Source organism: Streptomyces sp. NPDC050610 (assembly GCF_040654875.1).
Taxonomy (GTDB): Bacteria; Actinomycetota; Actinomycetes; order Streptomycetales; family Streptomycetaceae; genus Streptomyces.
The window spans coordinates 44865-71106 of sequence record NZ_JBFAIV010000011.1 but is presented as its reverse complement, the minus strand read 5'-3'; the positions used below and the strand labels follow the sequence as shown (position 1 = coordinate 71106).

The window sequence follows — 26242 nt, the reverse complement described above, 5'->3', positions numbered from 1 at the left end:
GCACATGAAATTCGGAATCTTCTTCGAGCTTTCGGTACCGCAGCCATTGACGCGCGATGCCGAGACAAAGGCCTACCGGGACGCGCTGGAACAGTGCCGGCTGGCCGATGAACTGGGATTCACCACGGCGTGGGCGGTGGAACACCACTTTCTCCAGGAGTACTCCCACTGTTCGGCTCCCGAGGTGTTTCTGACGGCCGCCGCGATGTCGACCGAGAGGATTCGGGTCGGTCATGGCGGCGTCGTATGCGTACCGCAGATCAACCACCCCATCCGGGTCGCGGAGCGGGCCGCCGTACTCGACATCGTCTCCGGCGGCCGCCTCGACGTGGGCACCGCGCGGGCGTCGACCATCACGGAACTCGGCGGATTCCTGGCCGACCCCGACAGCACGAAGATCTCCTGGGACGAGTACGTCCATGTGCTGCCCAGGCTCTGGACCGAGGAGCGCACGGCGTACGAGGGCACCACGTTCTCCTTCCCCGAGCGGCCCGTCGTCCCGAAACCCGTACAGGACCCGCACCCGCCGCTGTGGGTCACCGTCACCTCGCCGGGGACCGAGCGCGACGCCGCCGACCGGGGCATCGGCTGCCTCGGCGTGGCCGCCGCGAGCTTCAAGGAGCAGGAGGCGCGCACCGCCGACTACCGCAGGCGGATCCAGCAGTGCGAGCCCGTCGGCGCGGCCGTCAACGACCAGGTCGCCACCATGAACTACCTCTTCTGCCACGAGGACGACGCCGTCGCGGGCCGGATCGGCGGGCCGATGTTCACCGGCTTCGGCCTGCTCAACAGCCATCTGCTGTGGGCCCGCGAGGTCTACCCCACACCGGCCTACCGGTCGCTCGGCAACCTGGCCGCGGGCAGCGTCGCGCAGATCCGGCACGACGACCCCGGCGAGCAGCGGCCGATCCCCGACGGCATCGCGATCGGCAGCCCCGACCAGATCATCAAGGCCATCGAGATCTGGGAGTCCATCGGCGTGGACGCGATCAACTTCCTGCTGAACACCACCGACCTGGTGCCGCAGGAGCAAGTGCTGGAGAGCCTGCGGCTGTTCGCCGCGGAGGTCATGCCCCACTTCGCCAAGGAGGCGCGCTGATGTTCAGCGGCACCGCGGACCCCGAGGCGCTGGCCGCCGACGCCCCGTACGTCACCGACCTCGCCACCGAACCCCTGGTCTGCCGCGGCGTGGAACTGCTCCAGGCCGTGTACGAGGTCCACAGCGCGTCCCGGCTCGACCTGCTGCCCCCGGGCCTGCACCCCGTGAACCCCCCGGCGGTCACGCTGACGGTCTTCACGGCGCGGGAGAGCGAGGCCGGCCCGTTCGCCCTCGCCGAGACCCGGATCGTGTGCCGCAGCGGCGTCCGCAGCAGGGGCTTCCAGGTGTCCTGCTTCGTCCAGGGCGCCGGCGCCGGACGGGTGCTCGCCGACCGGTGGGGGTACAAGGTCCGCGAGGCGGAGATCGAGGTGCGCCTGCGCCACCTCGGCGCCAAGGCCGCGGTGCGGGGGAGCGGAGGCGCGGCCCTCGACCTGCGGATGACGCACCCCGAGGCCATCTCGGCCGCCGACGTGCAGTTCACGGACACCATGCAGCTGGCCCGGCTGCCGGCCGGCAGCCGGCTCGTACAGGTCGAGCGGGCGTACGCCATCGAGTCGGTGGAGCGCGGCCTGCCGTCGCTGCCCGTATTCGACAGCGCCGCGTGGGGCGAGCCGCGGCTGCGCCCGACGCGGCCGGTGTCGGCGCTCACGCTCACCGGCGAGCTGACCATCAGGCCGGTCCGGTATGTGTGCCGGGCCGACATCAGCGCCTTCGAAGGGACGGAACGAGTTGGCTGAGCAGCCGAGTCCGCAGGACGAGCCCGACTATCTGAGAGGGCACGAGCGGGCGGCGCCCATGCAGGCCGCCCCCGGCGGGCCGCTGAGAGGCGTCCGGGTGGTGGACCTCACGCGCGCCGTCTCCGGCCCCTTCTGCACGATGATCCTCGCCGACCTGGGCGCCGAGGTGATCAAAGTCGAGCCGCCGGCGGGCGATCTCCCGCGGTTCGCCGGCCCGTTCACCAAGGACGACACCGGCCGGCAGATCGGCGGCCTGTTCGGCAGCATCAACCGCAACAAGCGCGGCATCGTCCTCGACCTGTCCACCCCCGCCGACCGCGAGACCCTGCTGAGGCTCGTCGACACGGCGGACGTCGTCGCCGAGAACTACCGCTCGGGCGTCATGGAGCGGTGGGGCCTGTCCTACGAGGCGCTCCAGGAGCGCAACCCCCAGCTGGTGTACGCGTCGATCCGCGGCTTCGGCGACCCGCGCACCGGCAGCAGCCCGTACGTGGACTGGCCGGCGTACGACGTCGTCGCGCAGGCCATGGGCGGCATCGTCAGCATGACGGGCTCCGACGCGTCGGAGGCGGTGCGGGTCGGCCCGACCGTCGGAGACCTCTATCCGGCCGCCCTGTCGGCGATCGGCATCGTCTCCGCCGTGCTGCACGCCCGCCAGACGGGGCAGGGGCAGATGGTCGACGTGGCGATGGTCGACTCGATCGTCTCCCTCTGCGAAACGGCGGTCTACCGCTATTCGTACACCGGCGTCGTGAGCCGCCCGACGGGCAACAGCCATCCGCAGCTCGTGCCGTTCGACATTTATCCGACGCGGGACGGGAAATGCGCGATAGCCGCGCCGACCCCCAACCACTGGAAGGTGCTCTGCGATGTCATCGGCCGCCCGGAACTCGTGGGCGACGAACGGACGGAATCCAATGGCGCCAGGGTGGCCAACGCCGAATTCGTGAAACAGGTGGTGACGGAGTGGGCGGCCGGGCGGACGACCGCCGAGATAGCGGAATCGCTGGGCGGCCGCGTTCCGGTGGGCCCCGTCAACGACGCCGCGGACCTCTTCACCGACCCCCATGTCCGGGCCCGCGACATGCTCGTCGCCGTCGAGCAGCCGGAGGGCGCCCGCCCGGTGGTGTTCCCCAACTGCCCGATCCGCTTCACCGCGACGCCGTCGGGCGTCTACCGGCGGCCGCCGCTGCTCGGGGAGCACACGGAGGAGGTGCTGGCCGAACTGGACGCCGAGAGCGGAGCGGCGGAGTCCCCGTAGGCTCCTCGGGACTCCGCCGCTCCGCTCCCGCCGACCGCTGTCAGCCGCGGCGACCTGTGAGGGCCAGCAGCCTGGCCTGCGGGTCGTCGCCGGCCGGGACCGGATCGAGTTCGGCGAAACCCCATTGCTGGACCATCTGCGGACGTGCGTCGAAGACGGCCGCGCACGCCGCGACGAGCTCCGCCGGGAGCCGCGGCTCCTGCCCGGCCGCGGCGCCGATGTCCCAGCCGTGGATCAGCACGTCGATGAACCGCTGCCGGGCGTAGACCCGGCCCGGCCTGGCGCCGTACGAAAGGGGCCACAGACGCTCCATGGCGTCCTCGGCCGCGAAAGCCTCGGCCGCCGCGGCGGCCGAGGCCTCGTATGCCGCGACCGGATCGTCCCGGAGCAGATCGCCGTCGAGGCTTTTCCCGACCTCCTCGATCGTGCGGCCCAGACCGAGTTCCCGGACCCAGAGATTCCCCGCCACCAAGTGGTTGACGATATGCCGAATGTCCCACCCCGCGCAGGGGCTCGGCGCGTTCCATTGATCCGCGCGGACACCGCCGATGAATTGGCCGGTCGAGCGGAGCGATTCCTCGTGTAAAGCCCGAACATCCATGGCAGCACAGTAGGCGATTTCCCCGGCGCTTCCCATCGGATCGGCGCTATTCGCCGGGCTCCCCGGCACGTTCGAGAATCCGCTGAATCGACCGGTCGTACGCGCTGGTGCGGCCGAACGCCTTCGCCGCCAGCGACCGGCGGAACGCCGGGTCCACCGCCGCCACCTCGCTCCCGGCAGCTTCCAGGGCGAGCAGCACCTCCCCGTAGTCCGCCGGATCCACGACGGGCAGCACGCTCACGAAATTCTTGGCGGCCGCCCGCAGCATGGCGGGGCCGCCGATATCGATCGAATCCAGCGCCCCGGCCACTCCGTCGTTCCCCACGAGATCCCGGAAGTTGCAGGCGAGCACGTCGATCCGGGGAATGCCGTGCCGCCGCGCCTCGTCCTCGTCCGACGCGTTGCCCCGCCGGTAGAGGAGCCCGCCGAAGACCGACGGGTGGAAGGCCCGCACCCGCCCGCCCATCATCTCCGGGACCCCCGAGAGATCCCCGATGACCGTCGCCTCCGTGCCCGCGTCCCGCAGCAGCCGCGCGGTGCCGCTGGTGGCCACGATCGCCGCGCCCAAGTCCCGCAGCCCGGCGCCGAATTCCACGATGCCGCTCTTGTCCGTCACCGACAGCACTGCGTACATCCGCGATCCCCTCCGTCGTCCTCGCGCGGGCGCGACCGCTCGCGGCGTAGGCGTATCACTGGGCCCCGGCGGATTCCGGACCCGGTACCAGCTCCGTCCCGGTTCCGGCGGATTCAGCCGGCGAACAACTTCTCCACCCGGGACAGCGTCTCGCGCACGTTCGCCTCGTCGATGGCCTCGTACGCCTCGTGCGGCGTCAGCCAGCGCAGCGGCGCGTCCGAGTGCTCCGGCCGTACGGCGTCCGGGTGCCGGGTGGCCAGTACGAACCGCAGGTCGGCGTGGTCGTGCGCGGGTTCCCGGCTGTTGGCCGGTACGGGCACGATCACCGCGTGCACGATCTCCGCGTCCGGCCAGGGCGTCAGATCGCTCAGCCCCGTCTCCTCCTGCCCCTCCCGCACGGCGATGGCGAGCGGATCCGTCTCGCCGGGGTCGCCGTGGCCCCCGACGAGCAGCCACGACTCATGGCGCTTGTGCCAGCGCAGCAGCACCCGGCCGCTGTCGGGGTGGACGATGAACGCGGAAGCGGTGATGTGCAGGGGCAGCGACCGCGGCCACGGGTCCTCGGCGGTCTCGATGAGGGTGCGAATCCGCTCGACGTCGGCGCGCTCCGCCTCGTCGCGCGGGGTGAGTCGGGCGAGCCTGTCGGCGACTGACTGCTGTGCGGCAAACATACGAGGCATCCTAGGGTCTCCGCCCGCCCTGTTTCAGGCGTCACCGGCCGCCCCCACCGGCCTCCTTCGGCAGCCCCAGCACCCGCTCAGCGACGGCGTTCCGCCGCACCTCACCGGTACCCGCGCCGATCGTCGCGCCCCGGCCCGTGAGGAACGCCTCCTGCCACTCGCTCAGGCCGTAGCCGTCCCCCTCCGGACGCACCAGTTCCGCGGCTCCCGAGACGCCGACCGCGATCTCGCCGAACCGGCGCCCGAACTCGGAGCGGAACAGCGCCGCGACGGCCGCCTCACCGCTCGTATCCGCCCCGGCGGCGGTACGGGCCGCGATCCGCAGGCCGGTGGCGCGCAGCAGCGTGATCCGGGTGTACGCCCACGCCAGCTGCGCGCGGACCTCCGGCTCCCGCGCCCGGCCCGACTTCCGCGCCTCCCGGACCAGCTCCCAGAACCGCTCCTCGAAGCCGAGGTGCGCCGACGCCGCCTCGTGGGCCCGGCCGTGCGCGAGAGCCGTCATCGCGGGCGCCCAGCCGCCGTCCACGCCGCCGATGGCATGCGACAGCGGCACGCGCGCCCCGTCGAGCCGGACCTCGCCGAGCCCGTACGAGCCGGTCAACTCCCTTATCCGGCAGACGCGTACGCCGTTCGCGGGCGTCAGCGGGACCAGGACCAGGGACAGCCCCCGGTGCGCCGGGGAGGCCGGGGACGTACGGCACAGGACGGCGATCATGTTCGCCCGGTGCGGTTCGGCGACCCAGGCCTTCAGCCCGGTGACGACGACCTCCCCGCCGCGCACCTCGCCGGCCGTGGCCGCCGACGCCAGGTCGGAGCCGTGGTCCGGCTCCGAGAAGCCGAGGCAGTAGCGGTCCTCGCCGGAGACGATGCCCGGCAGGAGGGCGGAGCGCTGCGCCGGTGTGCCGTGCTCCATCACGGCGGGCCCGATCAGGTGCTCCCCGACGCCCCGCTGGACGAGCGGCGCTCCGGCCCGCGCGCACTCCTCCGCGAGGGTGAGCGCGTCCAGCGGGCCGAGTGCCGACCCTCCGTACTCCCTGGGCCAGGCCGGACAGATCAGCCGCGCGGCCAGCAGCCGCCGCTCCCACTGCTCGTACGGGCCGCCGGGGGCCGGTGCGTTGGCCCGGATCCAATCGCGGACGGAGCGGCGGAACCCCTCCGCCCCGCCACGTCGCACGGTGTCCGTCGCTGCGTCCTTCGCCACGTCCCTTTGCAAGAACCTCTCCCAATCCTTCGCGACAGAGCCCCCGGGGCCCGTCGGCCCGCGACGCGTCACGGGCTCAGATGCCGATGCGCCGGGCCAGCAGCTCGCGGTGGTAGGCGCCGTCGCCGAACATCAGCTCGCTGCTCTTGGCCCGCTTGAAGTACAGGTGGGCGGGGTGCTCCCAGGTGTAGCCGATGCCGCCGTGGATCTGGATGTTCTCGGCGGCCGCGTGGAAATACGCCTCGGAGCAGTACGACTTGGCCAGGCTCGCCAGCGCGGGGACCTCGTCGCTGCGCTCCGCGGCGGCCCACCCGGCGTAGTACGCCGCCGACCTCGCCGACTCGACCTCGACGAGCATGTCGGCGCACTTGTGCTTGATCGCCTGGAAGCTGCCGATCGGCCGCCCGAACTGGACGCGCAGCTTGGCGTATTCGACGGCCATGTCGAGCACCCGCTGGGCGCCGCCCGCCTGTTCGGCCGCGAGCGCGATCGCCGCGAGGTCGAGTGTCTCGGAGACGGCCGGCCACCCCTGGCCGTCGGCGCCGACGAGGCGGGCGGGCGTACGGTCGAAGCGCAGCCTGGCGAGCTTGCGGGTCTGGTCCATGGTGGGGACCGGCGTCGCCGCGAAGCCGCTCGCGCCCTGGCGCACGGCGAACAGTGACACCCCGGCCGGGGTCCGGGCGACGACGAGCACCAGGTCGGCGACGTGGCCGTCGGGTACGTAGAACTTCTCGCCGCTGAGACTCCAGCCGCCGTCCGCCTCGGCGGCCTCCATGGCGACGCCGTCGGCGTCCCAGCGGCCCGAGTGCTCGGTGAGGGCGACCGTCGCGATGGAGCGGCCGGCGGCGATCGCGGGCAGGAGATCCCGCTTGGCCGTCTCGTCGTCCGTGGCGAGGAGGAGGTTGGCGGCCAGCGCGACGGTCGAGAAGTACGGGGCGCAGAGCAGCGCGCGGCCCATCTCCTCCAGGACGACGACCAGTTCGGCATAGGAGTGTCCGGCGCCGCCGTAGCGTTCCGGAATGACGAGGCCCTGGAGGTCCAGTTGTCCGGCCATCTGCCGCCAGACGGCGGGATCGAAGCCTTCGGCGCTCTCCATCAGCCGGCGGACCTCGGGCTCGGGTGACTTCTCGGTGAGGAATCGGCGCACCGTGCGCCGTAACTCCTCCTGATCGTCGCTGAAGGGGTAGCTCACAACCGCTCCCGTCGGCTCGCGCAAATCACGCAGAGATAATCTAGGGGATCGGCTGCCGGTGCGGTAGGCGGTCGAAGGAGAAAGGGATTACCGGGCCGTGCGAAGCGGCGGGCGTCCGGGAGCATTCCGGGTGTTTCGGGGCACCGGTAAAGATCGACTACTGCCGTGTCCGCCCCGGTCCACGGGATTTCACCGCTGGTCACCCGGCGTTCGCGGTGCTCACGGGGTTGTCGTCAACTCACCTTGAGCCGGGCGACCTTGACTGATCCAGAGGCGCTGATAATCTTTGACTTTATGGTGACGGACGCTGCCCGGAACCAGGCATGCTGATCGAAAAGCGCTGATCGGAATTGCCGAGCACGGCGCGCTGTGAGCATGGAGTGCCGATCGAGGGCGCCGTGCGGGACGTGCTGCGGGAAAGCGCCGAGAACAGCGCTGACGGAAGAGTTCGGTGCAACCAAGGACCCTGACCAAGAAGAGGACCTGGTGTAACGATGGATGTCACCCCGATGCGACTCAGCGGTGTCGTACCGTCCGTACGGATCGGTGAACTCCGGAAGGATATGCATTCCGCCGCCAAAGAGATCGAGACCCAGCTGACCGACTGGGGCTTCATGTCCGTCGAAGTGCCCGGCATCGGGGCACAGGTCGCAGCCATGATGAGCGGTTTCGAGGCGGCCTGCGCCTCGGCCGACCCCAGCCTGGCCGCCTACGAGTACACCTCCGTGCCGCAGCTCTCCAACGGCGGCACGCACGGCTTCTTCCCGTACCTCTCGGAGATTCCGCGGCTCGCCAAGGGCGTGCCCGACCCCAAGGAATTCATCCATGTGAGCGGCGCCATGCTGGCCGACGAACCGGCGGGCGCGGGCGCCGTCCTGGCGGCATTCCCGGAATTCGGCGAACGCGCCGCCGGGGTGTTCGACACGGCGTTCACCCTCATCTCGCTGTTCGGCGAGGTCATCCGCGGGATGATGCCCGAGGGTACACCGGAATTCGGCCTCTCCAGGGACGCGACCAACCTCCGGGTGATCCATTACCGGGACCTGGACGGCCGGGAGGTGCTCGCGCACGAGCACTCCGGAATCCAGTTCCTCGGCCTCCAGCTCCCACCCTCCGACCAGGGGCTGCAGTACATCCTGCACGACGGCACGTGGGTCGAGCCGGTGATCGCGAAGTCGGACGTCGTGCTCTGCAACATCGGCAGGATGCTGTCCAGCGCTTCGCGGGGCCGATTCCGCCCGTCCACCCACCGCGTGCACTGTACGTACACGGACACCGAATACGAGCGGCTCTCGTCGGTGCTCTTCGCCTATCCGCCGCACAAGGCACAGCAGTGGCAGGTATCGGACGAGGGGCTCACGGTTCTCGACGAGACCTGGGGGGACTTCATCGCGAACAGGTTCCGCGGCCTCGGGAACGAATGAGCGAAATGGGAAGCGAGTATACGGCGCGGAAAGCGGGTGCTCGGTACCTATGTGAGAGAGCGCCGTGGGCGGGAACACTCGGTGTGTGAGAAAGCGTGTTGCACGGAATCGCTCGATCAGTATGTGAGTGGGAGGCAGAGACATGCGTGAAGGCGCCGTCGACCCGGTCGACAGCGACGCCCTCGCCCGGCTGGCGAACAGCGAGCCCGCCGACATCACCGGCCGCAGCAAGGAACTGTGGCTGCTGCCCGACGACCTGTGCCTGGTCCGGTTGATCCCGAGCCTGCGCAGCTTCACCTACGACCGCGACGAACTCGTCGACGAGACCGGCCCGTTGCGCCTGGACTTCTACGAACGCGCGGCGGCCGAGCTGACCAAGGCCGGGGTGGACTGCGCCTTCCGCGAGCGGGTCGGCGAGAACATGTACCTGGCCCGGTACTGCCCCGCGCCGCCGTTCGAAGTCATCGTCAAGAACGTGGCGAACGGCTCGACGACCCGCAAGTACCCCGGCCTGTTCCCGGACGGGGAGCCGCTGCCCCGCCCCGTGGTGAAGTTCGACTACCGGGTCGACCCCGAGGACCAGCCCATCGGCGAGGACTACCTGCGCGCCCTCGACCTGCCCGTGGACGCCATGCGGGAGCAGGCGTTCACCGTCAACGACGTCCTGCGGTCCTGGCTGGCGCCGCTGGAGATCTGGGACTTCTGCGTCATCTTCGGCCTCGACGCGGCCGGCGGGCTCAGCCTGATCTCCGAGGTGTCCCAGGACTGCATGCGCATCCGGCACCCGGACGGATCGCGGCTCGACAAGGACCTGTTCCGCGACGGGGTGTCCGGCACGGAGATCGTCGCCCAGTGGAAGCGGGCCTTCGATGGCATCTGAGGCGGCATCCGAGATGGCACCCGAGGCGGCGTCCCAGATGGCGTCCGAGACAGCGTCCGACGCGCCGGTGGCGCTGCTGACCGGCACCAACCGGGGGAGCGGCCGGGCCATCGCCGCCGCCCTGCACGCCCGCGGCTACCGGGTGCACTCGCTCAACCGCACGCCGGCCGGCGAGAGCTGGCTGGGCGAGCACCGCTGCGATCTGACGGACCCGGCCCAGCTCGCCGAGAGCGTGGCCCAGGTGCTGGCGGAGACCGGGCGGCTGGACGCCTGCGTGGCCAACGCCGTGGACCGGGTGCTCGACCCGATCGAGAAGCTGTCCGCCGAGGACTGGGACCGCATCGTCGCGGTGAACCTCACCTCCGTCTTCCAGCTGATGAAGGCGGTGCTGCCGGCCCTGCGGCGCAGCGGCGGTCTCTTCGTGACCATGGGCAGCAACGCCTCCACCCACTACTTCGAGGGCGGCGCGGTCTACAGCGCCACCAAGGCGGCGGTCAAAGCCCTGATGGAGACGCTGCTGCTGGAGGAGCGCTGCAACGGCGTCCGGGGATGCCTGGTCACGCCGGGCGCCATCGCCAACCTGGAGGGCGACGAAACCCCGTACAAGATCAGCACGGAGTCGGTCGGCCGGTGCGTCGCCGAGATCGTCCACACCTGGCCGACCGACCTCGTGGTCGGCGAGGTCGAACTCCGCCCGGCCGCCCTGCCCCGGCCCCCGGTGACCGGCATCGACCGGCTGCTGCACGTATAGCGCCCGCCGAAGCGCCCGGCCACGTGTCGGCCGTGCTCCAAGCCTCTGACGCGAACCGGCCCCGGACTCGGCCGGCGGCCACGGACTGACGAACGGTGATGACCATGGTGTCTCTCGCACTCCCCACGGGCTCCCTCGAAGAGCCGACGCTCGAACTGTTCCGGGCCGCCGGCCTGGCGGTGCGCAAGAGTTCACCGCGCGCCTACCGCGCGAACATCGACTACCCCGGCGTCGAACGCGTGGTGTTCTACAAGCCCCGGGAGATCCCGCTGATCGTCTCGGACGGGACCTTCGACTTCGGCGTCACCGGCGCCGACTGGATAGAGGAGACCGGCGCCAAGGTCGAGGTCGTGCACACCTTCGGATACTCGAAGACGACCGACACCGGCTGGCGCGTGGTCCTCGCCGTCCCCGCGGACCACCCCGCGCGCAGCGAGCGCGACCTCGGCCACGGGGCGCGGATCGCCACCGAGTACCCGAACATCGCCCAGGACCACTTCGAGCGGCTGGGCCTGCACGCCGAGGTGATCCACTCGCACGGCACGACCGAGGCGAAGATCCCCGAACTGGCCGACGCCGTCATGGAGGTGGTGGAGACCGGCTCCTCGCTGCGCCAGAACAACCTCCGCATCCTGGGCACCGTCCGCAGGTGCGGCGTGAACCTCGTCGCCAGCCCCGCCGCCTGGGCCGACGGGCCCACCCGCACCGTGATCGAGATGCTGACCTCGCTGCTGCGGGCCGCGCACGCGGGGGCGGCGCACCTGCTGCTGACCGTGGTCGTCCCGGCGGACCGGTGGCCGGAGGTCGAGTCCCTGATGCCGGCCCGCTGGTGGCGGCTGGGCGGTGGCGGCTCGGAGCCGCGACAGGCGGTCGTGCAGGGAGTGTTCAGGAAGGATCGGATAGCCGTGGCGATCGCCGGACTGACGCGGGCGGGCGCGGTCGAGATCGTGGAGACGCCCATCGGAAAGCTGGCGTCGGCCTGATCCGAGGCCGGACCCAACCACACCGTGCAGCACATGTCCGCCAATTTGCGCACGTGTCACAAGGGCCCTCACGTCACCCACCTGCCCCAATTCCCTGCGGCTGCTGAGGCGCATGGCCGGTCCTGTGCGGTGGGGGGCGCGAAACGGCGCGGACCTCTCTACGCTCCCCGGCCATGTGGAGAACAAGAACCAGACAGCTCGGTCTGTCCGCGATAATCGCCCTTGCCCTCGGCCTGTTCGGCCTCGGGCAGCCCGCCTTCGCCACCGCCGCCGACAATCCGCCGGTCACCTTCACGGTCGACAAGCCCACGGCGACGCCCGGCACCACGGTCTCCATCACGATGACCTTCACCAATCCCGAGGCCACGTACGTACAGTTCGCGTACCAGTCGCTCCAGCCGACCTGGGAGACCGTGAGCTATGGGATGAAGTTCAACTTCCTCACCTGTAAGGGTGATGCGGGTGTCTGCGAGCCCGGCGGAGCGGTGAACTACACCGCGCCCATCGCGCCCGGAGCCAGCCGCTCGGTCACGATGACCTACCAGGTCGCCGCCGACTCGCCCTGCGTCGGCAACGGCACCATCGGCTTCTACGCCTACCTGCACTACGAGTTCGACTCCGGGAAGAACGCCAAGGACGGCAGCTACTTCTCCCCGACCACCGCGGTGCAGTGCGCGCCGAGCGGCGCCAAGGCGGTCCACAGCAACGCCTGACCAGGCCGTTGGACCGATGCGAAACGGGATCGATGAAACGGCACCGGTGAAGCAGGACCGATGAAACGGCGCCGGTGAAGCAGGACCGGTGAAGCGCGACCGGTGAACAGGGCGGCTCGGGCGGTTTCCCCCGCGATGAAGACGACCATCGCGGGAACGGCCCGGGCTGCCGGAACAGCGACGCCCAAGAGGCCGCGTTCGCTAGCCTGTTGACTCCTCAAGTCACATCCGCGAAGCGCTTCCCCCGGGGGAAGCAGTCGAGGAGCACAGGGTATGCAGCGAGCGATCGTCCTGGGCGGGAGCATCGCCGGACTGATGGCGGCACGGGTTCTGAGCGATCACGCCGACGACGTCGTGATCATCGAGCGGGACGGACTCGGCCCGGACACCGGACGCCCCGGTGTCCCGCAGATCAAGCAGTTGCACGTGGTACTGGAGGGCGGCCGGCTCCAGATGGAGCGCTGGTTCCCCGGCCTGACGGCCGAACTGATCGCCGACGGCGCCGTACCGAGCGACGGCGACGGCATCGAGCACTACGTCGACGGCGTGCGCAAGGTGCCCGTGGCGGAGGAGACCACCATCGGGCTGACCCGCCCGTTCCTCGAAAGCCGGATAAGGGACAGGACGCTCGGCCGGGACAATGTCCGGCTCGTCCCCGGACTCGTGCGGGGGCTGCACTTCGAGCACGGCAAGGTGCGTGGCGCCCGGTTCGCGCCTCGGGGGGCCGAGGACGCGTCGGAGACCGAGACGATCACGGCCGATCTGGTGGTGGACGCCACGGGCCGGTCGAGCAGGGTGGAGCACTGGCTGCGGCACGCCGGCTGGCAGCCGCCCCGGCTGGACCGCATGCGCATCGACCTCCGGTACACCACCGCCCTCTTCGAGCGGGGCGGCGAACTGCCCGGCCTGGCGTGTGTGCAGTCGCTGTCCGCCCCGGCGCCTCCGGGCACGCCCCAGCCGGACTACGGAGTGGCCGCGGAGGTGGAGGGCGGCCGCTGGATGGTGGTGCTGTCGGCCTACGGCCAGCCGCCGAACCGGGACGCCGACACGTTCGTGAAGCGGGTCCGCGAAACGCCCGGCGCCCCCTTCGCGGAGATCGCCGACTGCCGCCTGGACAGCGAGGTCGACACGTACCAGATGGCCGACAGCCGCCGGCGGACCTTCACGGCCCTGGACCGCTTCCCGGCCGGGCTCGTCGTGGTGGGCGACGCCTTCGCGTCCTTCAACCCGGTGTACGGCCAGGGCATGTCGTCCGCGGCGCTGCACGCCTCCTGCCTGTCCGCGTTCCTGCGCTCGGGCGCGCGGCTGGACGAGCCCGCCTGGGAGTACTTCCGGCGCGCCGAAGTCGTCGTCGACGCCGCCTGGGGCCTGTCCACCCTCGGCGACCTGGCCATGCCGCACGTGACGGGGCCCTATCCGCGCGGCTACCGCTTCACCAACTGGTACATCGGCAAGCTGGTCCTCGCCTCCGTGACCGACGCGGAGGTCAACCGCCGCTACCTGGCCGTGGCGCACATGCGCGAACACCCGCGCGTACTGACCGAGCCCAGCACGCTGTGGGCGGTCGCCCGCACCCTGCGCTCCCTCAAGCGCGCCCCGGCCCCGGCCCCGTAACGAGCGAAACCGGCCCGGTCCCGTAGCGAACCAGCCCGGCCCGGTGCCGGAGCGCCGGGCCGATATTCGGTTGCCGCCCCGGCCGCACAGTGCTGAAGTGCGGGAATGAACGAGAAAACAGTATTGGCCACGTTCGACCGGGAGATGCGGCAGGACGTCCGGCCGGACGGGCCGGGCGCCCGCGTCGAACGGGTCGGCGGCGTGGTGCGGCAGGTCGGCGCGGGCGAGCAAGGGTGGAGCGCCGTCCTCTGGTCGGACCTGACCGAGGACACCGCCGACCGCGCCATCGCGGAGCAGGTGGAGTACTTCGCCTCCCTCGGGCAGGAGTTCGAGTGGAAGCACTACGCCCACGACCGCCCCGGCGACCTCGGCGAGCGGCTCGCCGCCGCCGGGCTCACCCCCGAGCCGCCGGAGTCCCTGATGGTCGCCGAGGTCCGCGACCTGCCCACCGACGTCGCCCTCCCCGACGGCATCGAACTGCGCGCCGTGACCGACGAGGCCGGTGTGAAGCTCATGGCCGACGTCCATGAGCGAGTGTTCGGGACGGACGCCACGCGGCTGCGGAACGCGGTGCTGACCCCGCTCGCCGAGGACCCCGACACCATCGCCGCGATCGTCGCCATGGACGGCGAAGAGCCGGTCTGCTCGGCACGGATCGAATTCAACCCGGGCACCCAGTTCGCCGGGCTGTGGGGCGGCGGCACCGTGGAGCGGTGGCGCGGCCGGGGCATCTACCGGGCCCTGATCGCGCAGCGCACCCGCATCGCCGCGGCGCGCGGCTACCACTACCTACAGGTCGACGCGTCGGACGAGAGCGCGCCGATCCTGCAACGGCTCGGCTTCGCCCGGCTCAGCGTCACCACCCCTTACGTGTACCAGCCTTGACAGAGCGATCCGCGCCATCAGTAGCGTGCACCTCATGAGCCGCCTGAGCCTCCAGCGCTACGCCGCTGAAATCATCGCGCAGACCGACCTCCTGAGAACGGCCGCCGAAGGCGCGGATCCCACGGCGCCCGTGCCCACCTGCCCCGGCTGGAACCTCGGCCGGCTGCTGCGGCACATCGGCGCCGCCCACCGCTGGGCCGACACGATCGTCAGCACCCGGGCGGCCGGGCCCGTACCCCACGACCAGCTCGACGACGACGCCGCCTATACGGACGTGGCCCCCGGCGAACTCGGCGGCTGGCTCGCCGAGGGCGCCCGGAGCCTGGCGGACACCCTGTGCGACGCCGGGCCCGAAGCGATGGTGTGGACCGTCGCGCCGGGCGGGACCCCGGTGTTCTGGGCCCGGCGCATGACACACGAGACCCTCGTCCACCGGTCCGACGCGACCCTGGCGGTCGGCGCGGAGTTCACCGTCGCCGAGGACGTCGGCCTCGACGCCCTCGACGAGTGGATGGGGTTCGGCACCCTGCCCCAGGTCCTCGAACAGGGGCCTGGCGAGCGCGAGTTGCTCGGCCCCGGCCGTACTCTCCACCTCCACGCCACCGACGTCCGCCCCGAGGAAGCGGACCGGCTGATCGACCTCACCGGCGCCCCCATCACATGGACCCGTGCCCCGGGCCGCGCCGCCGTCACCGTACGCGGCTCGTTGGCCGACCTGGTGCTGGCGCTCTACCGCAGGCCCGCCCGCGGCAAAGCCGTCGAAGTCATCGGTGACGCCCCGCTGTTCGACCTCTGGCTGGAACGGACCGGGGCCTGGCTCCAGGAGTGACGACGGCTCTCCCGTCGTCGGAGGACCGGCAAAGGAGAGCCGCCACAGGGGGCTGTCGAAGAGGGGCTGTCACGGATAGGGCGTCGCAGAGGGGGCGGTTCGAGGCAACTGACGCCTGCGCCGCCCCCTCTCCTGCCATCATGGGCTTCCGCACGGGTCACGCGACGAACGACCGCACCAACAGCGAAGGCAGAGGCCGATGCCCGAAACTTGCGCAAGCGCCGTCATCCCAGCAGACGCCCCCTCGGTCTGGCGGGTGGTCAGGAACTTCGACGGCCTGCCCGACTGGCACCCGGCCATCGCGCACAGCGCCCTGGGCGACGGCGACGCCCACGACCGCGTCGGGAGCGTACGCACCCTGCGACTCGCCGACGGGAGCATCGTCGTCGAGACGCTCCTCTCGCTCGACGACCAGCGGCGGTCGATGACGTACGAGATCATCGAGAGCCCCTTCGCCGTCCGCTCCTACCGGTCGACGCTCCAGGTCATGCCCCTCACCACCACGGGGGAGTCCTTCGTCATGTGGTCCGTCGGGTTCGACTGCGACGCCCGCGACGCCGAGGGCCTGGTCGCGCTCTTCCGCGACGACGTCTTCGTCGTCGGCCTGCGCGGGCTGGCCGGCTACTTCGCCCGTACCTCCTGAGGCCCGTACCTCCTGGCGCCTGTACCTCCTGACGTCTGTACCTTTGACGCCCGCCCCTCTGGAGCCCGTACCTTCTGACGCCCGCCCCTCTGGAGCCCGTACCTTCTGACGCCCGCCCCTCTGGAGCCCGTACCTTCTGACGCCCGGACCACGCCCCACCGCGGCCTGACGTCGGCCGCGCCTGCCCCGCTCACCCGTCGACCGCCCGCTCCACGGCGCGGCGCACCCGCTGTGCCGCGTGCTCCGGCAGATGCCGGGACCGGTACAGGGCGTGGGCCCGGTCGGCCATGGCCTCGGCCGCGCCCCGGTCCGCCAGCAGCCGTACGCACTTCTCGGCGATCTCCTCGGTGGTGTCGCCCAGTTCGAGGTGGACGCCCGCGGCGGCGTCCAGGCCCTCGGCGCCCACCGGGGTGGCGACCACCGGCAGCCGGTGCGCGAACGCCTCCAGGATCTTGATGCGGGTGCCCCCGGCCACCCGCAGCGGCGCCACCAGGACGTCCGCGTCCTTGAGATACGGCGTCATGCTGGGCACCGTCCCGGTCACCTCCACCCCCGGGTGGCGGCCCAGCGCGTCGATGCGGGGCGAGGACTGGCCCGCGAGGAGGACCCGCAGGTCCGGGAACTTCTCCCGGACCACTGGGGCGATGTCCTCCACGAGCCTGGTCGCGGCGTCGGCGTTGGGCGCGTACGCGAGCACGCCCTGAAAGAGGATCGTGGGCGGCCGCTCCGCGTCCGCCTCCCGCTCGGCGCAGTCGTCCGCCGCCGTGTATGTATTGGGCACGACCACGGAGTTCGGGTACCCGGAGCGCCCGAGGTCCAGCGCGCTCGAATAGACCAGCACGTCGGCGCCGCGCGCCGCCTGCCGGTGCACGCTCTCCCAACGCGCGATCACCCGGCTCATGTCGAGCCGGCGGAGCGGCGTGAGCGGCGCGCCGCGGTCGGCCTTCCCGATCGACCGCCACCGCCGGAGCAGTACGTCCCTGAGATCGTCGACATCGATCACCGAGGGCGCGGCCACCAGCCCTCGCGTCATGAGCCAGATGTGCTCCCGCATGTACCAGACCACGTCGTAGCGCGCCCCGGCCAGCCACGCGGGCGCCTCGTCGCGTACAGCCGCGCGGGTCATACGGACCTGGGCCCGCAGCGTCCCCAAGGCGACCTCGACCAGCGACCGCACCGGGTTCCTCCTGCGGTCCAGCGGCGAATAGCGCTGCGGGACCGTCAGCACGCGCTCGTAGACGGAGCCCGGCGGCGGGTCCTCCGTCTTGCCGTCCAGCGGGAGTACGAGCAGATCGACCGTGCCGAGTCCGGCCAGCGACCGGGCGATCACCTCGGTGCGCATGGCACCGCCGAACGGGTCCCAGGGCCGGATTCCGCTCACCAACAGAATGCGCAACTCGACGCTCCCCACTCACCGTTGCCGCCCACGGCGGACGGCGAACCGTGCAGCGTACACGCAGGCTCATGGCCCCGAGAGGCCCCGAGAGGCCGCCGATCGCGGCCTCGTCAGGCGTCGCGCCCGTCGAGGGGGCCGAATACGGCGATCGCCTCCTCCGCCGAGACACGGGCGTTGACATAGGCGTCGGCCCACTCGGCGGCATCAGGGAAGGCGGATTCGGCGGCGATACGGGCGCAGGCCGCCGCGGAGTCGTACGGAGTGCGGCGCAGTTCGACGCCGGGGCCCAGCAGGGCCCAGTGGGCGCCGGGACGTCCGTAAGGCATGCCGACGCTGCCGGGGTTGACGATCATCCGGCCGTGGGCGATCCGGGCGTACGGCATGTGCGTGTGCCCGCATACGACCGTGCCGACCCCTTCGTCGACCGCGGCCATGACCTCGGCCCAGCGTGCGGGGCGGGAGTCGACGAGGACCATCTCCTCGTCGCCGCCCGGCGTCGCGTGGCAGAACAGGACGCGGCCGAGTCCCTCGATGTCCAACTCGGCGCAGGCGGGGAGGGACGCGAGCCGTTCGGTCTGGTCGGGGCGGAGCCGGCCGGCGGCCCAGGCGCTGACGGGGTCGGGGGAGGGCTCGTCCTGGACCAGTTCGCGGTCCGCGTTGCCGCTGATCCACAGGGCCCGTTCGCCCAGCGAGTCGAGCAGGTCCAGGGTCTGGACCGGGAGCGGACCGGCCGCGATGTCGCCGGTGAGGACGATCCGGTCGGCGGCCCGGACATCGGGCTCGGCCAGGACCGCCTCCAGCGCGGGGAGCACGCCGTGGATGTCGGACAGCACTGCTACGCGTGAGGTCATCGGCAGAACGTAACGGCGGCGGGCGGGCGGCGGCAGTCCGGTTCACCGACGGCGGAAGAAGGCGCGAGGGGGAGGGGGGAGGCGGGCGGTGTGCACCGCCTCGGGCGACGCGAACGGCTGCGGGGTTGGTCAGGCCCCGCAGCCCATCGCGTCGCCCGAGGGAGACCGGACGCGCCGGCCGGCGAGGACCAGCCGGCGAAGACCAGTCGGTGAGGATCAGGGGTGGTACTTCTCGACGACCTTGGTGGCGACGCCGCCCTGGAGCGTGACCCGCACCGTCAGGGAGCCCATCTTGGCCGCCTTCTCCAATTGGGCGTCGGTGCAGGTCGAGGTGCCGTATCCGGTGCCGTCGACGGTGACGTTGCCGTTGGAGGCGCAGATCGCGGCCGCGCCGAGCACCTTGGTGTCGGTCGCGACGAAGAACGCCTGCTCCATGCCGTCATCCGGGGTCACGGTCAGCTTCCCCGGCGCGAGGTATTTGAGGACGCCGATCCAGGTGCCGTCCACGCTCTTGCCGCCGGCGCCGTCCTGGCCGTCCTGCCCGCCCGGCGACCGCAGGCCGCCGTTGACGCCCGCACCGGCGTGCGAGCCCTGGCCGGAGCCCGCCCCCTGCTTGTCGCCGCCCGTGCCACCGGACGCCCCGGAGCCGCCGCCCGCCGACCCCTTGCCTGCGCCCTCGCCCTCGCCGGACCCCGATCCGCTGCCCCCGGAGGCCGCCGCGCTGGCGGAGGAATCGGACGTGGCGTTGCCCTTCCCGTCGTCCTGGCAGGCGGTGAGTGAGAGCGCGGCCACGGCGATCAGCGAGGCGGCCGCGACGCGGCGGGTGCGGCGGACGGCGTTGACGGCGAGCGACATAAGGATTCCCCCGAGTTGTCCGGTCATGCTGTGCTTTCGGCGGTACTGGTTCATCCTCCGGCAGGCCGTTGGTGAACCGCTAACGTCACACTAACGAAACGGGATCGGGGGTTTTCCGGGCGGGCTGCTACAGCGGCACGGGGAATCGAATTTACATGGGATGTGAACAAGTTCTCCATGATTCTTCCTCGATGCCAGGTGCGCGGCGCTAGGGAAGCGGCGCGTGACGACGCAGGTCAGCGCGGGGGAGCGGTGGTCGCGGCACTGGATCCGAAGAATGCTCCGACTTCTCCGTACCGCCTGCCGCTATTGGCGGACATTCCCGCGAAGAAGGGACTCAGCGGATACCGAACAGTCGCCCATAATCGAGGAGTTGTGAGGGTCGGTGTAGATCACAAACAGCGGTCTGAATTCGACTGCTCCGTCGGTGCGCCGCGTGCGGCCAGCCCGATGTGCATCTCGCGGCGCGTTCGGCCGGACCGCCGTCCGGTACGGACCGACGGTGCGAACGGTCGTGCATCTGGCCAGATTGCGAGTGGCCGTCCACGGAGCCGGGCGGGCCAGCTGCTGCTCGCCGCCGGGGTGCGGCTTCGGGGATAACGCGAGGTCGGGCGCGAGCCAAGCGCCCCGCGCACCTGCCCCGGGCAATCGGCGCCCGCCGGATTCCCGCGCCCGCCGCTCGGACCCGTGGCCGGTTCGGGCCCTGCCCGCTACCGGCCCCGCTCGCCCATCCGATAGACGTTCATGCTCGGCAGGTCCGACCCACCTCTGGGAGGTACGTCCATGACCGCAGGCAGGATCAGCACCGCTTCGGGTAAGACCCGGTTCGACGATGTCTACGACGCCCCGGACCCCCGCGCGTACTTCCGCCGCCTCGCCCCACTGGACTACGAGATCCCCCACCACGCCCAGGAGGTCTTCCGCCGCACCCGCGCCGAGCGGACCGCGGCCGCCGGCGGCCCCGTGACCGTTCTCGACCTGTGCTGCTCGTACGGCATCAACGCCGCACTCCTCAACTACGACCTCACCCTCGGCGACCTGTACGCGCACTACACCGGCCCCGAGGCCGAGGCGCTGACGACGGCCGAGCTCATCGGGCGCGACAAGGCGTTCTACGCCGCACGGCGACGCGCCGACGCCACGCCCGCCATCGGGCTCGACACCGCCGAGAACGCCGTCCGGTACGCCCTGGCGGTGGGCCTGCTCGACCAGGCGTACGCGGAGAACCTGGAGCACGTACCGCCGAGCACCGCGCTGAGCGGCGCCGTCGCCCGCACCGGACTGATCACGGTCACCGGCGGCATCGGCTACATCACCCACCGCACCTTCGACGCCCTGCTGAGCTGCGCGCGCACCCCGCTGTGGGTCAGCGCCTTCGTCCTGCGCACGGTCTCGTACCAGCCCGTCGTCGCCGCCCTCGCCGCACACGGGCTCGGCACCGAGCGGGACCGCTCGCGTACGTACACGCAACGGCTGTTCAGCGACCGGGCGGAGCAGCGCGGCGCCATCGAACAGGTGCGGCTCGCGGGCGGCGACCCGACCGGCCTGGAGACCGAGGGCCGCTACCACACCCGGCTGTACCAGTCCCGCCCGTACCGGGACTGACGGCTGCGGGGAGCGATCCCTGCGGGCCCCTGCGGGCCCCTGTGGGGAGTGCCTCCTGCTGGGGGCCCGGCCGAGCGCCATACGCCCGGCCGACGCCGTGAGCCTTCGCTGCGGTCCGGCCCGCACCCCGGCCGCCGGCAGGCCGCTCGCCCGTGGCAGGAGCCGCCTGCCCGCCGCCGAACGGCTCCTCAGCGGCCCCAGCGCAGACCCGCCGTCTGCACCGGCGCGTCCCATAGGCGCAGCATCTCCTCGTCGGCCTGGCAGATCGTCACCGAGGCGCCCGCCATGTCGAGCGCGGTCACGTAGTTGCCGACGAGGGTGCGGGCCGTGGTGACGCCCCGCTCGCCGAGCACCCGCTGCACCTCCGCGTTGAAGCCGTAGAGCTCCAGCAGCGGCGTGGCGCCCATGCCGTTGACGAGCACCAGCACCGGCCCGGAGGGCCGCAGGTCGGAGAGGACCGCGTCCACGGCGAAGTCGGCGATCTCGTGCGAGGTCATCATGGCGCGCCGCTCCCGGCCCGGCTCGCCGTGGATGCCGATGCCCAGCTCCAGCTCGCCCGCGGGTAGATCGAAGGTGGGGCTGCCCTTGGCCGGGGTCGAGCACGGGCTGAGGGCCACGCCGAAGCTGCGCGAGGACTCGTTGACGCGGCGGGCGATGGCCTCCACCCGCTCCAGGGGCGCGCCCTCCTCGGCGGCGGCGCCGGCGATCTTCTCCACGAACAGCGTGGCGCCGGTGCCGCGCCGCCCGGCCGTGAAGAGGCTGTCGGTCACCGCGACGTCGTCGTTGACCAGCACGCTGGCCACCTGGATGCCCTCGTCCTCGGCGAGCTCGGCGGCCATGTTGAAGTTGAGGACGTCGCCCGTGTAGTTCTTCACGATGAACAGCACGCCCGCGCCGCTGTCCACGGCGGTCGCGGCCCGCACCATCTGATCCGGCACCGGCGAGGTGAAGACCTCACCGGGACACGCCGCGTCCAGCATCCCGTGCCCGACGAACCCCCCGTGCAGCGGCTCATGCCCGGACCCGCCGCCCGAGACCAGCCCCACCTTCCCCGCCACCGGCGCGTCCCGCCGTACGACGACCCGCTGCTCGACGTCCACCGTGAGGTCCGGATGAGCGGCGGCCATGCCCCGCAGCGCGTCCGCCACCACGGTCTCGGGAACATTGATGAGCATCTTCATGTGGATCTCCTCGGGCGTTGCAAGGAACTGCCGCTGACCAGTAATCCCGCAGGTCAGGGGTAGTGCACGGACAATTCTATTGTGGCGGTCTCCGACAGTTGGCGGCGGTATCCGCGGCGGGACCGGGACCGGGGCCGCCCGCAACCCCACCCGTACGACCCTCCTCACGTCACGGCCCGGCCCCGTTCTGGGCCCCCGGGGCACCACTCGCCGGGCCGTCCGCCTCGTACAGGGGGATCTCACCGGCCGCGATGGCGGTGAGTGCCAGGGCGCTCGTGGTCCGGTACAGCGTCGGTACGACACCCGCGAGGGGCTGTGGGCCGACGAGGGCGGTGCGGGTTCCGGCGTGGCGGCCGGCGTCGATGTCGCAGGCGGAGTCGCCGACCATCCACGAGGAGGCCAAGTCACGGTCGAGGTCGCCGGCGGCCTGGTGGAGCATTCCCGGGGCGGGCTTGCGACACGGACAGACACGGGAGAACCGGGGCACGGTACCGCCCGGATGGTGCGGACACACATAGATCCCGTCCAACCGGACCCGGTGGTGGGCCAGGAGTTCCCGCAGCCGCCGGTGCATCGGCGCGACGGCGGCCTCGTCGAACAGGCCACGGGCCAGTCCGCTCTGGTTGGTGACCACCACCAGGGCGAAACCGGCGCGCCGGAGGGCGCGCAGCGGCGGCCCGATGCCCGCCTGGAGCACCAGATCCGCGGGGCGGGACGGGTAGTGCCGGGGTTCGGTGAGGGTGCCGTCGCGGTCGAGGAATACCGCCGGCCGCCGAAGGGCGGCGGTGCGCGCCGGTCCGGTCATGCTGCCGCATGGGCGCCGGTGGCGTGGAACAGTGCGACGGCCCGGCTCTCCATGTCGTGGAGGGAGACCGTGGGCCGGCCGGGCAGCGCGGTGTCCAGGGCGGTCATCTCCGCGCAGGTGTAGTACTGGTAGGCGGCCGCGACCGGATTCGGTACCAGCGTCACCCGCAGCGGCGCCGCACCGCCGGTCTCGCGGTGCAGGCGAGCGCACCACTGGGTGACCTCGGCGAAGGAGACGGCGAAGCCGGCGCCGAGGTTGTAGACCGCGGCGGGCACTCGCTGCCGGGCGAGCCGGAGGATCGTGGCGGCGACGGTCTCGACGGGGATGTAGTCGCGGGCCGCGGTCAGGGAGTCGTCGAACAGGCGCACTTCGCCGGTACCGGCGGCCGAACGCAGGAGCTGGGACAGGATCGAGGCCATGGGGCCTTTGTCCGTCTCGTCGGGCCCGAAGACGTTGGTGTAGCGCAGACCCACCCAGTCCAGGCCCGTGGGGTACCGGGAACGCATCCGCTGGTCCAGGGCGAGCTTGGACGCCGCGTACGGATTGAGCGGGCCCGAGCACCGTGTGAGGTCGGTGTCGGCGTGCTCGGGGATCGGCTCCCGGTGGTTCAGGGCGCCGTAGACCGAGTGCGAGGAGGCGTAGATCAGCCGGGCGCCCCCGGCGTGGCACGCCTCGGCCAGCCGCAGCACGCCGTCGGTGTTGGTGTCGTCCAGTTCCGGCCCCGCCACCGCACGGGTGTCGCTGATCCCGGCCTGATGGACGACGGTCCGGTAGTGGCCGGCGGCCACCTCGTCCAGGACCGCCCGCGAGGTGAAGGACTCGCACCGCCGGCGCACCGGCCCGGCGAGGCGCCCGGGGGCGGCGCGCAGGTCGAGAGCGGTGACGTGGTGACCGGCTTGGTGGAAGGCCGCGGCGGTGTGCCGGCCGATGAACCCGGCCGCACCGGTGACCAGCACACGCGGGTTCATGATGTGCCCGCCCGCTGGGGGAGTCGGATGTCGAAGAGCACGCGCGGCCGCCGATCAGTCGTAGTGCGGAGATGCTGCTGGATCACCGGTGGGACGGCGCGTGAATGCTGAGCACGTCACGCAGGTAGTCGGCGGCCCTGGCGGTCTCGGACCGGAGAATCGACCGCGCGCAGTGCGGTTCGAGCGTGAGGTATCCGTCGTAGCCCGCGGTCGCGAGGGTTTCGATGATCGTCGGCCAGTCGAGTTCCCCGGTGCCGAGAGGAGCCGTGTCGTAGGCCCGGTCGTCATCGGTGTACCGGGTCCAGCCGTCGGGCGGGGTCGCCGCCGGTGCCCGCCGCACGTCCTTCACGTGGGCGTAGCGCACCCACGGCAGGAGCAGGGGCAACGCCTCACCGGCCGGGGAGACCGCCGCGCAGAGGAAATTCGCGGCATCGAAGTTCAGGCCGAACCAGGGCGAGCCGACCCGGGCGAACAACTCCGCCAACGCCACCGGCCGCCTGCTGACGTCGGACGCGGCCGGGTCCCAGCCGAACGCGTCGAACTCGTTCTCCAGCACGACCACCACCTCCTCGGCCGCGGCGTGATCGAGGACCGGGGCCAGCGCCTCGGCGTACGCCGCGATGGCACTCTGGTCGTCGGCCACCGGCGCGTGGCCGAAGTAGGTGTTCACCCGGTTGCCGCCGGTCCGCGCCGCCAGCGTGATCGCCTCGTGGAGGAGCGGAACGCCGTCCGCTGCGCCGGAGCCGTAGAGCTGACTCGGAGTGGATACGCAGGCCACCCGCAGCCCGGCACGGTCCAGTTCGCGGAGGGTGGCGTCGAGACCGTCCCGCTCGGCGTTCTTCGGGTACCAGAACTCCACCGCGTCGCACCGGGCGGCCCCGGCCATCTCGATCAGGCCGTCCACGCCGTCGGTCTCCGTGAATTCGGTGCCGGACACCGCGATCGGCATTCCGCGCATCGGGATTCCCCTTTCTGCTCGCTGCTTCTGGAGCCTGTCACCCGGCGAGGATCGCTCCCAGCCGCTTGCTGAGCGCGAGCGTCGTCATCGACGGGTTCGCCGCTCCGGTACGTGGCAGCACCGACGGCCCGCACGCGTACAGACCTGGCACGGCGGCGAACTGGTGGTCGTCGTCGAGGACTTCGCCGAGGGCCAGGGTGCCGGCCTCGTGCTGCTCGGAACCGAGCGGGAAGCTGTAGGTGCGCGGTGTCGGTGTGCGGGCCGCCGTCAGCCGGTCGGCGAGGTCGGGCGAACCATGGTCCGGCGAGAAGAGCAGCGGTTCGGCCGGAACTCCGAGCAGTTGCGCCATCTCCGCCCACAATTCGCCGAGCAGGTATTGCTGGGCGGTGCGCACCGCCTCGTCGGCCGCTTCCACGCGGGCGTGCACGGTCGTCCGCCAGGGCCATGCGCCGCTGTCGTCGCACCGCACCCGGCCGTGCGGCCCGCGCCGCTGCTCGCCCATGGACCAACTGGTCATCTCGATGGCGCCGTGCGCGCTTTCGGTGAAGCGCACGAACTGGTTGGCCCGGGTGCCGGCGGTACCGGTCCGGTGGTGGACGTGGCCCTCGCGAGCGGCGGCCCGGACGGCATCGGGAAGCCGCTCGGCATCGGTGAAGGCGACCGTGAACCCTTGCGAGAGCTTGTCCACGAGCCCCGGCAGCTCACGTGGTGCGCCGGAGTCCGAGGCGGCCAGGGCCTGGATCGCCAGCCGGCTGTTCACGACCGTACCGGCGGCCAGGACCACCTGGTTCGCACGTACGTCGCGCAGCTCACCGTCCTCGGTGCGCACCAGCACGCCGGTGGCCCTGCCGCGTTCGACCCGGACTCCCAGAACGTCATGGCCCGCGAGGATCGGCACCCGGCGCACGCTCGGGTCGCCGCCCTCGTCCCACCATGCCAACGGGCTGAACGCGCTCCACCCGCCGGCCGGTTCCACGCGGGTGGCGTGCGGCGTCCGGTCGAAGGCCAGTGCGCCGACGGTCAGCCCGGGAGCCCCGGGAGGCTCGGCGCCCCAGCCGACCACATCATCGACGACCCGCTGATACAGCGACGGCCCCTCGTCCCAGGTCTCGGTCAGTTCGGTGACGACCGTCTTCGGCCACTCCTCGGAAAGGGCCCAGGGCTCGATGGGCAGCAGTACGCCACCCCAGTAGAGCGAGCGGCCGCCGACCCGGCGGCGCAGGCCGGCCAGGTCGCGGTAGACCCCGCCGGCCGTCTCGTAGGGGCGGTGGAAGTCGGGGTCGGTCTCCGGACGCAACCAGAGCCGGAGCGCTGCGGCCGGGGAATGTCCGTTCTGCATGTGGGCACGGCCCCGGTCGGGCCCGGCCTCCAGTACGGCCACCGAATCCCGGCCCCGGCGGCCGAGTTCCGCCGCTGTCGCGAGGCCGGCCATTCCCGCGCCGACCACGACCGTCTCCACGTCGACCAACGGTTCCACCGACACCTCGCAGTTGTTC

General features: G+C 71.7%; 26 protein-coding genes. 13 read left to right on the top strand and 13 right to left on the bottom strand.

From position 1 onward, the window contains the following. Positions 1-4: 4 nt before the first annotated feature. The 3 genes from AB0I22_RS16105 to AB0I22_RS16095 are packed head-to-tail and all read left to right on the top strand — an operon-like array spanning position 5 to position 3097. Complete coding sequence (locus AB0I22_RS16105; protein ID WP_363131393.1) at positions 5-1099, top strand: LLM class flavin-dependent oxidoreductase; 1095 nt, start codon at positions 5-7, stop codon at positions 1097-1099. Beyond that, positions 1099-1836: a hypothetical protein gene (locus AB0I22_RS16100; protein WP_363131392.1), complete on the top strand. Its 738-nt coding sequence runs from the start codon at positions 1099-1101 to the stop codon at positions 1834-1836. The genes AB0I22_RS16105 and AB0I22_RS16100 overlap by 1 nt, the downstream gene beginning before the upstream one ends. Then, positions 1829-3097, top strand: coding sequence for a CoA transferase (locus AB0I22_RS16095; protein ID WP_363131391.1), 1269 nt, complete (start codon positions 1829-1831; stop codon positions 3095-3097). The genes AB0I22_RS16100 and AB0I22_RS16095 overlap by 8 nt, the downstream gene beginning before the upstream one ends. 40 nt (positions 3098-3137) lie before the next feature. Here the strand turns inward: AB0I22_RS16095 and AB0I22_RS16090 are convergent, their stop codons facing one another. The 5 genes from AB0I22_RS16090 to AB0I22_RS16070 form a co-directional block, all read right to left on the bottom strand. Then, complete coding sequence (locus tag AB0I22_RS16090) at positions 3138-3698, bottom strand: TIGR03086 family metal-binding protein (protein ID WP_363131390.1); 561 nt, start codon at positions 3696-3698, stop codon at positions 3138-3140. A 46-nt stretch (positions 3699-3744) separates the two neighbouring features. Continuing rightward, the gene (locus AB0I22_RS16085) at positions 3745-4332 is read right to left on the bottom strand and encodes a hypothetical protein (protein WP_363131389.1); all 588 of its coding nucleotides are present in this window, start codon (positions 4330-4332) and stop codon (positions 3745-3747) included. Positions 4333-4445: 113 nt separating this feature from the next. Continuing rightward, entirely contained in the window at positions 4446-5003 is a 558-nt protein-coding gene (locus AB0I22_RS16080; protein WP_363131388.1) for an NUDIX domain-containing protein, read from the bottom strand. Between the two features lie 40 nt (positions 5004-5043). Then, positions 5044-6213 (bottom strand): acyl-CoA dehydrogenase family protein, encoded by a 1170-nt coding sequence (locus AB0I22_RS16075; protein ID WP_363131387.1) that lies wholly within the window; start codon positions 6211-6213, stop codon positions 5044-5046. A 76-nt stretch (positions 6214-6289) separates the two neighbouring features. Then, on the bottom strand, positions 6290-7405 hold the full coding sequence (locus AB0I22_RS16070; protein ID WP_363131386.1) for an acyl-CoA dehydrogenase family protein: 1116 nt from the start codon (positions 7403-7405) through the stop codon (positions 6290-6292). 563 nt (positions 7406-7968) lie between these two features. Between AB0I22_RS16070 and AB0I22_RS16065 the strand changes: the two genes are divergently transcribed. From AB0I22_RS16065 to AB0I22_RS16025, 9 genes are all read left to right on the top strand, one after another. Beyond that, complete coding sequence (locus tag AB0I22_RS16065) at positions 7969-8829, top strand: 2OG-Fe(II) oxygenase family protein (RefSeq protein WP_363131385.1); 861 nt, start codon at positions 7969-7971, stop codon at positions 8827-8829. 142 nt (positions 8830-8971) lie between these two features. After that, positions 8972-9709 carry a phosphoribosylaminoimidazolesuccinocarboxamide synthase gene (locus AB0I22_RS16060; RefSeq protein ID WP_363131384.1) on the top strand — a complete coding sequence of 246 codons (738 nt, stop codon included), beginning with the start codon at positions 8972-8974 and terminating at the stop codon, positions 9707-9709. Positions 9710-9746: 37 nt separating this feature from the next. After that, positions 9747-10460, top strand: a complete 714-nt coding sequence (locus tag AB0I22_RS16055) for an SDR family NAD(P)-dependent oxidoreductase (protein WP_363131383.1) — start codon at positions 9747-9749, stop codon at positions 10458-10460. 104 nt (positions 10461-10564) lie between these two features. Then, positions 10565-11443: an ATP phosphoribosyltransferase gene (gene hisG, locus AB0I22_RS16050; RefSeq protein WP_363131382.1), complete on the top strand. Its 879-nt coding sequence runs from the start codon at positions 10565-10567 to the stop codon at positions 11441-11443. 173 nt (positions 11444-11616) lie between these two features. After that, positions 11617-12156 (top strand): hypothetical protein, encoded by a 540-nt coding sequence (locus AB0I22_RS16045; RefSeq protein ID WP_363131381.1) that lies wholly within the window; start codon positions 11617-11619, stop codon positions 12154-12156. A gap of 273 nt (positions 12157-12429) precedes the next feature. Then, positions 12430-13770: a hypothetical protein gene (locus tag AB0I22_RS16040; RefSeq protein ID WP_363131380.1), complete on the top strand. Its 1341-nt coding sequence runs from the start codon at positions 12430-12432 to the stop codon at positions 13768-13770. Positions 13771-13875: 105 nt separating this feature from the next. Further along, entirely contained in the window at positions 13876-14655 is a 780-nt protein-coding gene (locus AB0I22_RS16035) for a GNAT family N-acetyltransferase (protein ID WP_363131379.1), read from the top strand. A gap of 34 nt (positions 14656-14689) precedes the next feature. Then, positions 14690-15484, top strand: coding sequence for a maleylpyruvate isomerase family mycothiol-dependent enzyme (locus AB0I22_RS16030; protein WP_363131378.1), 795 nt, complete (start codon positions 14690-14692; stop codon positions 15482-15484). Between the two features lie 199 nt (positions 15485-15683). Beyond that, a complete protein-coding gene (locus AB0I22_RS16025; RefSeq protein ID WP_363131377.1) occupies positions 15684-16127 on the top strand; it encodes an SRPBCC family protein in 444 nt (147 codons plus the stop codon). Between the two features lie 190 nt (positions 16128-16317). On the opposite strand, the gene AB0I22_RS16020 is transcribed toward AB0I22_RS16025, so the two are convergent. The 3 genes from AB0I22_RS16020 to AB0I22_RS16010 all read right to left on the bottom strand — a co-directional run bounded on the left by AB0I22_RS16020 (position 16318) and on the right by AB0I22_RS16010 (position 19256). Continuing rightward, positions 16318-17523 (bottom strand): glycosyltransferase, encoded by a 1206-nt coding sequence (locus AB0I22_RS16020; RefSeq protein WP_363131376.1) that lies wholly within the window; start codon positions 17521-17523, stop codon positions 16318-16320. A gap of 110 nt (positions 17524-17633) precedes the next feature. After that, positions 17634-18374 carry a metallophosphoesterase family protein gene (locus tag AB0I22_RS16015; RefSeq protein WP_363131375.1) on the bottom strand — a complete coding sequence of 247 codons (741 nt, stop codon included), beginning with the start codon at positions 18372-18374 and terminating at the stop codon, positions 17634-17636. 216 nt (positions 18375-18590) lie between these two features. Continuing rightward, on the bottom strand, positions 18591-19256 hold the full coding sequence (locus tag AB0I22_RS16010) for a hypothetical protein (protein ID WP_363131374.1): 666 nt from the start codon (positions 19254-19256) through the stop codon (positions 18591-18593). 756 nt (positions 19257-20012) lie between these two features. On the opposite strand from AB0I22_RS16010, the gene AB0I22_RS16005 reads away from it, so the two are divergent. Beyond that, positions 20013-20834, top strand: coding sequence for a hypothetical protein (locus tag AB0I22_RS16005; RefSeq protein ID WP_363131373.1), 822 nt, complete (start codon positions 20013-20015; stop codon positions 20832-20834). A gap of 188 nt (positions 20835-21022) precedes the next feature. Here AB0I22_RS16005 and dhaK read toward each other — a convergent pair whose 3' ends face one another. The 5 genes from dhaK to AB0I22_RS15980 all read right to left on the bottom strand — a co-directional run bounded on the left by dhaK (position 21023) and on the right by AB0I22_RS15980 (position 26223). Further along, positions 21023-22015 (bottom strand): dihydroxyacetone kinase subunit DhaK, encoded by a 993-nt coding sequence (dhaK, locus tag AB0I22_RS16000; RefSeq protein ID WP_363131372.1) that lies wholly within the window; start codon positions 22013-22015, stop codon positions 21023-21025. 169 nt (positions 22016-22184) lie between these two features. Beyond that, positions 22185-22820: an HAD family hydrolase gene (locus tag AB0I22_RS15995; protein ID WP_363131371.1), complete on the bottom strand. Its 636-nt coding sequence runs from the start codon at positions 22818-22820 to the stop codon at positions 22185-22187. After that, on the bottom strand, positions 22817-23788 hold the full coding sequence (locus tag AB0I22_RS15990) for an NAD-dependent epimerase/dehydratase family protein (RefSeq protein WP_363131370.1): 972 nt from the start codon (positions 23786-23788) through the stop codon (positions 22817-22819). Before AB0I22_RS15990 ends, AB0I22_RS15995 begins: the two co-directional genes overlap by 4 nt. An 82-nt stretch (positions 23789-23870) precedes the next feature. Beyond that, positions 23871-24746 carry a sugar phosphate isomerase/epimerase gene (locus tag AB0I22_RS15985; protein WP_363131369.1) on the bottom strand — a complete coding sequence of 292 codons (876 nt, stop codon included), beginning with the start codon at positions 24744-24746 and terminating at the stop codon, positions 23871-23873. 37 nt (positions 24747-24783) lie between these two features. Further along, the gene (locus tag AB0I22_RS15980) at positions 24784-26223 is read right to left on the bottom strand and encodes an FAD-dependent oxidoreductase (protein WP_363131368.1); all 1440 of its coding nucleotides are present in this window, start codon (positions 26221-26223) and stop codon (positions 24784-24786) included. Positions 26224-26242: the final 19 nt, after the last annotated feature.

Bases quoted from the DNA above. Each gene is read 5' to 3' on its own strand.
- AB0I22_RS16105 (WP_363131393.1), top strand. From the start codon at position 5: ATGAAATTCGGAATCTTCTTCGAGCTTTCGGTACCGCAGCCATTGACG.
- AB0I22_RS16100 (WP_363131392.1), top strand. From the start codon at position 1,099: ATGTTCAGCGGCACCGCGGACCCCGAGGCGCTGGCCGCCGACGCCCCG.
- AB0I22_RS16090 (WP_363131390.1), bottom strand. From the start codon at position 3,698: ATGGATGTTCGGGCTTTACACGAGGAATCGCTCCGCTCGACCGGCCAA.
- AB0I22_RS16085 (WP_363131389.1), bottom strand. From the start codon at position 4,332: ATGTACGCAGTGCTGTCGGTGACGGACAAGAGCGGCATCGTGGAATTC.
- AB0I22_RS16080 (WP_363131388.1), bottom strand. From the start codon at position 5,003: ATGTTTGCCGCACAGCAGTCAGTCGCCGACAGGCTCGCCCGACTCACC.
- AB0I22_RS16065 (WP_363131385.1), top strand. From the start codon at position 7,969: ATGCATTCCGCCGCCAAAGAGATCGAGACCCAGCTGACCGACTGGGGC.
- AB0I22_RS16060 (WP_363131384.1), top strand. From the start codon at position 8,972: ATGCGTGAAGGCGCCGTCGACCCGGTCGACAGCGACGCCCTCGCCCGG.
- AB0I22_RS16055 (WP_363131383.1), top strand. From the start codon at position 9,747: ATGGCGTCCGAGACAGCGTCCGACGCGCCGGTGGCGCTGCTGACCGGC.
- hisG (WP_363131382.1), top strand. From the start codon at position 10,565: ATGGTGTCTCTCGCACTCCCCACGGGCTCCCTCGAAGAGCCGACGCTC.
- AB0I22_RS16045 (WP_363131381.1), top strand. From the start codon at position 11,617: ATGTGGAGAACAAGAACCAGACAGCTCGGTCTGTCCGCGATAATCGCC.
- AB0I22_RS16040 (WP_363131380.1), top strand. From the start codon at position 12,430: ATGCAGCGAGCGATCGTCCTGGGCGGGAGCATCGCCGGACTGATGGCG.
- AB0I22_RS16035 (WP_363131379.1), top strand. From the start codon at position 13,876: ATGAACGAGAAAACAGTATTGGCCACGTTCGACCGGGAGATGCGGCAG.
- AB0I22_RS16030 (WP_363131378.1), top strand. From the start codon at position 14,690: ATGAGCCGCCTGAGCCTCCAGCGCTACGCCGCTGAAATCATCGCGCAG.
- AB0I22_RS16025 (WP_363131377.1), top strand. From the start codon at position 15,684: ATGCCCGAAACTTGCGCAAGCGCCGTCATCCCAGCAGACGCCCCCTCG.
- AB0I22_RS16015 (WP_363131375.1), bottom strand. From the start codon at position 18,374: ATGACCTCACGCGTAGCAGTGCTGTCCGACATCCACGGCGTGCTCCCC.
- AB0I22_RS16010 (WP_363131374.1), bottom strand. From the start codon at position 19,256: ATGACCGGACAACTCGGGGGAATCCTTATGTCGCTCGCCGTCAACGCC.
- AB0I22_RS16005 (WP_363131373.1), top strand. From the start codon at position 20,013: ATGACCGCAGGCAGGATCAGCACCGCTTCGGGTAAGACCCGGTTCGAC.
- dhaK (WP_363131372.1), bottom strand. From the start codon at position 22,015: ATGAAGATGCTCATCAATGTTCCCGAGACCGTGGTGGCGGACGCGCTG.
- AB0I22_RS15995 (WP_363131371.1), bottom strand. From the start codon at position 22,820: ATGACCGGACCGGCGCGCACCGCCGCCCTTCGGCGGCCGGCGGTATTC.
- AB0I22_RS15990 (WP_363131370.1), bottom strand. From the start codon at position 23,788: ATGAACCCGCGTGTGCTGGTCACCGGTGCGGCCGGGTTCATCGGCCGG.
- AB0I22_RS15985 (WP_363131369.1), bottom strand. From the start codon at position 24,746: ATGCGCGGAATGCCGATCGCGGTGTCCGGCACCGAATTCACGGAGACC.